Annotated in this window: 5 protein-coding genes; 3 read left to right on the forward strand and 2 right to left on the reverse strand. The window is 43.3% G+C overall.

Annotated elements, in window-relative coordinates:
* The first annotated feature begins 309 nt into the window (after positions 1–309).
* Positions 310–1467: a galactokinase gene (galK, locus tag AB4135_RS02005; protein ID WP_371989871.1), complete on the forward strand. Its 1158-nt coding sequence runs from the start codon at positions 310–312 to the stop codon at positions 1465–1467.
* Positions 1468–1560: 93 nt separating this feature from the next.
* The gene (locus tag AB4135_RS02010) at positions 1561–2592 is read left to right on the forward strand and encodes an aldose epimerase family protein (protein WP_371989873.1); all 1032 of its coding nucleotides are present in this window, start codon (positions 1561–1563) and stop codon (positions 2590–2592) included.
* Between the two features lie 40 nt (positions 2593–2632).
* Here the strand turns inward: AB4135_RS02010 and AB4135_RS02015 are convergent, their stop codons facing one another.
* Entirely contained in the window at positions 2633–3067 is a 435-nt protein-coding gene (locus tag AB4135_RS02015) for a hypothetical protein (protein ID WP_371989875.1), read from the reverse strand.
* A gap of 544 nt (positions 3068–3611) precedes the next feature.
* Here AB4135_RS02015 and AB4135_RS02020 point away from each other — a divergent pair.
* Positions 3612–4343, forward strand: coding sequence for a substrate-binding periplasmic protein (locus tag AB4135_RS02020; RefSeq protein ID WP_371989876.1), 732 nt, complete (start codon positions 3612–3614; stop codon positions 4341–4343).
* 61 nt (positions 4344–4404) lie between these two features.
* Here AB4135_RS02020 and AB4135_RS02025 read toward each other — a convergent pair whose 3' ends face one another.
* Complete coding sequence (locus tag AB4135_RS02025) at positions 4405–6258, reverse strand: multiheme c-type cytochrome (RefSeq protein WP_371989878.1); 1854 nt, start codon at positions 6256–6258, stop codon at positions 4405–4407.
* Positions 6259–6820 lie beyond the last annotated feature (562 nt).

The following is a 6820-nucleotide window of genomic DNA, read 5'->3' on the forward strand; positions in this document are numbered from 1 at the left end:
TACCTTCGACCATCCTTGGTCTCGTACCTCCTAAATCAATAAAAAAACTCAGTTACACATGATATAAAGTCGTGATATAAAGCTAATGAAGTGTAAGTAAATATTTTGACTCAGGGACAGAGTATCAAGCTAAATAGCTTACCCACTTTGATTGATAAGCGACTTTACGCTTAAACAAAGTCGTATGTTCGAGGCCACAAAATATCATCAGCGGCTATAAAATTGAGCCGCTAACTAGTGTAAACAGTTGCAACAAATAAGCAGATTTCGGCTTAATTACAATGGCTAACTTTCGGAATACAGCAAACCATGTCCAATCCAGTTCAACGCGCTAATAAACTCTTTGTTCAAACCTTCGGCACGCAAGCTGACGCGCTCTATTTTGCACCTGGAAGAGTCAATTTAATCGGTGAGCACACTGATTATAATGATGGTTTTGTGCTGCCAGCAGCCATCAATTTTCATACTATTATTGCGGTTAAGCGTCGTGACGACACACAGTTTCGCGCTGTGTCCGATGCCTTTCCTGGCGAAATGAAACAGTGGACTTTTGGCCAGGAAGGTCAAACACCACAAACACCTGAGTGGATCGACTACCTTAAAGGGTTTAGCTCAGCCATGGCGACTGCAGGCTTGTCGCCAAAAGGGATTGATCTCGCGATAGTCAGTAATGTACCGCTAGGTGCAGGGCTTTCCTCTTCAGCAGCACTTGAGATTGCTTTTGGCACTGCTGTCAACGATGCCAGCCAAATTAAGTTATCACCACTCGCCATCGCCCAACTTGCCCAACGCGGCGAAAACCAATATGTTGGCAGCGCTTGTGGCATTATGGATCAAATGATTAGCGCCCTTGGGCAACGGGATCATGCCTTACTCATTGACTGCCTAGATCTCGATAGCGAAGCCATTAGTATTCCAGAGAATTTGAGCCTAATTATTATCAACTCGAATGTTAAACGCGGCTTAGTAGAGTCAGAGTACAATTTAAGACGTGAGCAGTGCGAACAGGTGGCAGAGCATTTTCAATTAGACTCTTTACGCCATCTTGAACTCAATGCTCTAGAAGCAGCAAAAGATGAATTGAGTGACGTTTGCTACCGACGTGCTAAACACGTCATTACTGAAAACCGTCGCACTCAAAATGCAGCATGGGCATTAGAATCAGGCAATATCAATCAATTAAGTAGCTTAATGGCTGAATCCCACCAATCTATGCGCGATGACTTTGAAATTACCGTGCCAGAGATTGATTTCTTGGTCGAGATTATCGCTGATGTTATCGGGGATAAAGGCGGCGTAAGAATGACAGGTGGCGGCTTTGGTGGCTGTGTGGTTGCATTGGTCGATCATGAGCTGACCGACGCCGTTGTTGAAGCCGTAGAGCAGCAGTATCAACGCCAAACCGGCATAGAGGCTTCACTATATTTATGCTCAGCTTCTGATGGCGCTAAAAGGATAGATAGTTAAAATAACCATTGGAATACGTATTCATCTCGCTAAATCAAAATGTTAGCGCCAGAATAATACCCAGCAATGTTTCGCTAATAACAAGGAAGAACCATGGTACGTTTTCGCCCGCAAGACCCTTGGAACGATCCCCGTGGTGGTCAAATTGAACGGGTGATAATAGATAATGGCACCATAGCAATGGAGGTGCTCAGCTTAGGCGGCATTATCCGCTCGCTTTGGACACCCGATAGAGAGGGTGAACGAATCAATATCGTACTGGGTTGCGACAGTGCCAGTGACTATTTAGCGCAAGATGCGCACCTAGGTGCCATTGCAGGACGCTTTGCTAACCGAATCGCTAACGGCACATTCAACGCTGATGGAGAAGCCTATCAATTAAGCATCAACCAAGCGAGTAATTGCCTGCACGGCGGTAAGGATGGCTTTAATCGCAAACGTTGGAATTTAGGGCAATTGCCCGATGGCGTTCGCTTAAGCTTAGTCAGCCCCGATGGTGACATGGGCTTTCCTGGAAAATGTACTGTACAACTTGATTATCGTCTAGTGGCTAATAATCTCTATATTGAAATACTAGCAAGCACAGATAAAACCTGCCCAATAAGCCTAACCCAACATAGTTACTTCAATCTTGATGGTAGTGATTCAAGCTTACGACACGCCCTACAAATTGACTCGACACAATACCTTTCGATGAATAAGATTGGCGTACCAACTGAAGTCACGCCGACCCAGAACAGTGCACTTGATATGCAACAGCCAACGCTATTGCAGTCATTGATTGGCGCCGAAGAGCTTACAGCGACATCAGGAATAGATCACTGCTACTTAATGCCCCAGAGCGAGCAGCAGCTACAACGATTTGGCCGATTGAGTTCAGCTAAAAGTGGACGAGGTATGACGCTATATACCAACCAACCTAGCGTACAAATCTACGGGGCTAATCATTTGCAAGGCACAATTGCTAAAGGTCAGCAATCTTTGCGTCAATATCAAGCAGTCTGCCTTGAGCCTCAGCAGGTACCTGATGCACCGAATCAACCCGCATTTGCCGGCGACGCTTTAATCAAACCAGGCGCTCTTTATCATCATATAAGTCGTTATCAATTTGATACCGAAGCATAAAAACAGCGCATAAGCGCTGTTTTTCCGGAGCTATTCTTTACTAATCGTCTAAGTCGTCATTTGACCAGCCACGATTAAAGTCATCGTCATCAGCCGACTCAACCTCTAGCTCAGAGTCTTCTTCCGTTTCCATGATGGGTTCTGGTTCTGTTTTCGGCTTTTTAGCCAAACTTGCAGCCTTTGGGTTATTGGCTTCAACCCAGCCCGAGTGTTTCTCCATAAATGCTTCTCGAGCCAACTCCCATGCAACACCATAATTGGCTTCTGCGACCGCTAACTCTTCATTGCTAAGTTCATGCAAATGAGGTTTAACTATCTCTTCGGCATACTCAATGATGACGTCGCGGGTAGTGTTATAAAAATATACTCTACCTGCAGGTGCTTCAGGAAACTGCTTATCGTAGATGATAACTGTATTACCACGTGAGCTTCTATGCTCACCGTACCAAACAGCTTTTTTAGAGGTGTCATACATATATGCTAATGCCCTTAAAAATCAACACATACTAATCAATATAAAGTAAATAACATGCTAATTTACTTCGGTTTCCCCAATCAATTTAGCTTGGGTTTTCAGCCATATTCTTACAGTTTTTTGACCAATTTCAATGACCAAGTTCATAGATTTCAGATGAACGCAGTGAAATTTACTCAACTCTTTTTACGACTAATATCGAATTTAGTTCAAAGCCGTCGTTATTCAAGTTTTTGTAAGGTAATAAATTGTAATAATGCTAAACAATCTAGGTAAGTATCTATTTAAAAACAGTTTGTTTTTTGTACTGACATATAAGCTTAGCGCTAAACAGTGAGCTATGTTCTTTGATTAATATGACGAAACGATGTCAGCACAATAAATTGCTCTAACTGATTAATATCCCACATCAGTCACTTTGGGTAGCCCCCTTATTTTAAGCTGGCCCGACTCTTGTAAAAAGACTCCGTGTTTAACGCCAATCTTTGCTACACTCTACGGCCGCCTGTCAGACTAAAGTACGACTCATAATATTTTGAAACTAATGCTACTCTCACTGCTATGTATCAGTTGCTACGCTGAAGCTGAATCTAAACCAGTCATAGTTGCATCCGATATTTGGTGTCCTTATATCTGCGCCGATAACTCCGGCTATCTGGTTGAACTGACTCATCAAGCGTTTAAAACGGTTGGGGTGAATGTGAAGTTTGCAACTATTCCCTTTCCTAGAGCCTTAAGGCTGGCTGAAAATGATCAAATACACGCGGTGCTTGCTGTCACTCCAGAGCATATTGATCGCCACAAACTGCAACCTTCAAGCTTGATACTTGGCGAGTACGCTAATGACTTTTACGTGCATATCGAAAATGACTGGCAGTATTCAGCGTTAGACGGGCTCAATAATAAAGCTATCGCCAGTATTTTAGGCTATGACTATGGTGATAAAATTAACCGCCTTCTCGAGCAAAACCCACAGAACTTTCGCGCTTCCGGTGAGTACCCATTAAAGACAAACTTAAATTTACTGCATAGAGGCCGAGTAGAAGTATTGCTGGGTAACCGCTATGTCATCGAATACTCGGCAAAAAAGCTTGGCTATTTAGAGCAGATAAAGTTTGCTGGCACAGAAGGGATTGCTACGCCTCTATATGTTGGTTTTAGCTATAAAGACATTAAGCAAGATTACCCAAATAAGTTTGCTGAAGGGATTAAAAATATAAAAAGATCAGGCCAATACCAGGCTATTTTAGATAAATACCATATAGAGGTTTGGTAAACTCAGAAAATTAAAAAAGCCGAGCATAGCAGCTCGGCTTTGTGTTCATCACGTTGACCACTTAGCGTGCTTTTTCAACCATTCTTTGAATCACCTTAGTATGGGTGACATCATTTGGCGCTTTAACATCAACATTGATCTCTTTGCTACCATGACAGGCTAAACAAGTGCCTACTTTGCTTATTCGCTGCATCTCTTCTTTGTTAAATGGACGCGCACCTTTATGTGAAGTTGACTGCAATTGATTACCCTCCTCATCCACAAAGCGCTCTAGTTCAAAGTCGATCGGCGCTTTACCATCAGGAAAGTTACCCTCAATGTCGTAATTACCACTGCCTAGGCCCAACACTTTAGGGTTGGTATGGCACTCTTCACAGGTGCGCGAACGTTTACTCATAGTGTGCGGCTGAATAGGGTTGTGAGAGATACCGCTGGTACCATCAGTGGTGGTATAGGTTTTATTGCTTACTATCGCTTTCTCGCCATCGACTTGGGTCAAGAATACTTGGCAGCCAGGTACGAAGGTAGATACTTTTCCTCTGTGGTTAATCCCTAGCGCTGGATTTTCCCAACGTACATACGAGCGTGATTCATTCCAACTAAAAGCATTCTTCTTCAGGTTCGCTTTTTTACCTAACTGACTAATATCGCTATGCTCGGCATCTAACCAATCACCATTTGGCTTACCAATGTCTTGCTTAGCATGACAACCATAACACTGTGGCGCCCAGGCTGCATGGCAAGTTGAGCATTCCATCTTCTCCATATGACTGGCAATTTTCACCATCGCCACATAGCCTTCTTCTGATAGTTCAGTACCATTAAGTTGTGGAACGTTCAATTGCTTGCCATCAATCTTAGTTGTTAGCGTGACTACTTTTGCCTCACGCTTAAGATTATTTAACGGGTTACCTCTTGATGTGGCAAGCGTGGCATCGCTATTGGTGGTACCGTGGCAAGATTCACAGCGTACCTCTAAAGCGTACTCTTTCTTAGTGTACAGATAGCCATCGCCATGCATTTCATTTTTAGTATGACAATCAATACAGCTCATGCCCGCATCAAAATGCAAGTCAGCTTCCAAGAAATTGTAATGCTTACCATGCAGCTTACCTTGTTTGCTGCCATCTTCTTTAAAAGGAGTGCCATAGCCATCTGACTCCATCATACCTTTATAGCTGACACCCGTGCGACCACCACGGTTATGACAATGCTGACATTGATCAACAGATGGGGCGCGAGACATCTTGTGCTTACGCGGGCGATCCTTCTGGCTTTTATCTATCGCTTTGTCATCCCCTTCATAAGTTGCGGCATTGCTGTACTCCACATGGCAAGCTGCGCATCCTGACGCTCGGTAATCACCATCACGTTGATGACCGTCACTCCATAGGTGACAACGTAAACACTGGTTTCGGAGGTAATCATCGCCTGGGGAGTTTGTCGCTGACTCAGGTTGAGCCGGATCGTAGCTAGGCAGCTGTGTCAGCGCTGCGACCGTGCCTTCACGACCAGTTTTGAGTGCTTTTACATCATAAGTCGCATGAATAGAATCACGACTTTGGCTACCAAAATTATAGCGAGTGCCTGAAATCATTCCTGACATAGTGGCGTGAATTGAGGTCTTAGCATTTTCAACCTCCTCTTCATGACAACTGCCACAAGTTTTCGCTACCACACGCAGATCTGTTGGGTTAACCCACAACTCCTGATGGCCTTTTTCAAGCGTGGTTGCCGCGCCATCGCCATTGTGACAATCAGTACAACTTAACTCGTCCATCATAGATACGTCTGAGAATTGCTCGATGCCCTCATGACAACTTAAACAGCCTTTGTTTTCATTCCATTCAGCATTAGCAGTTTGCATTGCAAATGCTGAAAAAAGCGCTAATCCAATCGTTACTAATTTCTTCATCATGTCCACCTCTAATATCCCTAACTGATGCAGGGCTTAATAGGTAGTTTGCAGCGACGCAAATCCTTAATAAAGGTAGGGTTAATAAAGTGTGACACATGTTACTCGCTTATTACTGGAAGTTAGCCGCACGCCACAAAGTGAAAATATAATTGAAAATGATGAAATTTTTTGCCTATTATACTATTGAGAAATGAAGGGCTATGGATGAATGTCATCAATCTAATTGTCTATTTATCTGAACTTCTAAAAGCGATACGAATAAACCACAACCTCGATTCGAGCTCTAAAGTTAAAGAATAAATCCGTTAACGATTGCTACCTTGGTTGAGATTGGTCTTAGTAACAATACAATTAACCAAATCCAGTGACTTACAACCCACTAGGTTAGCGGTCTTAGTTTAATGTATAATACCAATCAGTATAATAAGTTGATCTACTCAGAGCGTTTTTGGCACGCTAATTCAAGGCGGATAAATGACATAATGGCTGTTCCCTTATAAGTTTATTCAACGCAGAAGTAGCAAGCCAAAAACACTCCTACAGGCGAGTTTTAGCGGCT

The sequence above is a fragment of the Shewanella sp. 10N.286.54.B9 genome (assembly GCF_041468565.1).
Classification (GTDB): Bacteria; Pseudomonadota; Gammaproteobacteria; order Enterobacterales; family Shewanellaceae; genus Shewanella.